Below are 523 nucleotides of genomic sequence, written 5' to 3' on the forward strand. Positions count from 1 at the left end.
GCGCCGGGGCCGCGGCTTCGGCGGGCAGCGGCTGCGCGACGCGCGGCTGCTGCTGTACGGCGACCTCCGGCGGCAGTGGGGTGCCCGAGGAGGGGGTGGACTGCGGGGGCAGCGGCGCCTGCGGAGCCGTTACGGGGATGCCGGCGCCGGAGGTCTCGTGGCGGGGGTCCGGCCAGGTCTGGGGCTGGGGCGCGGCCTGAGCGGGGACGGGCTGCTGCGCGCCGGGCACACCTTGGGCGGGCACGGGCTGGGCGGTGCCCTGGACCGGCTGCGCGCTCTGTACGCCCTGCACGGCCTGAACCCCTTGTACGCCCTGAACTCCCGGTACGAGGACGGACTGGCCGAGGGCTCCGACCTGCGCGGGCTGCTGCTGCGGGCCACCGGGGACCCCAGGCGGCGGGACGGCGCCCTGGGGGGCGACGGGTTGTCCGACGGCTGCCTGTGCTTGGACGGCGCCCCCTGGAACCCCCTGCGGAGCGACGGGCTGACCGGCCGCGACCCCGGCCGGGACGGGCTGACCGGG

Annotated in this window: 2 protein-coding genes; one reads left to right on the plus strand and one right to left on the minus strand. The window is 79.0% G+C overall.

Annotated features, from left to right (window positions below; all coding sequences use genetic code 11):
• The coding region (locus AWZ10_RS53650; protein WP_244172481.1) for a hypothetical protein at nt 1–292 on the minus strand (292 nt) is incomplete at its 3' end.
• A 12-nt stretch (nt 293–304) separates the two neighbouring features.
• Here AWZ10_RS53650 and AWZ10_RS53655 point away from each other — a divergent pair.
• A partial coding sequence (locus AWZ10_RS53655; RefSeq protein WP_244172482.1) for a hypothetical protein occupies nt 305–523 on the plus strand: 219 nt, incomplete at its 3' end.

It is taken from the genome of Streptomyces europaeiscabiei (assembly GCF_001550375.1).
GTDB classification, from domain to species: Bacteria; Actinomycetota; Actinomycetes; order Streptomycetales; family Streptomycetaceae; genus Streptomyces; species Streptomyces europaeiscabiei.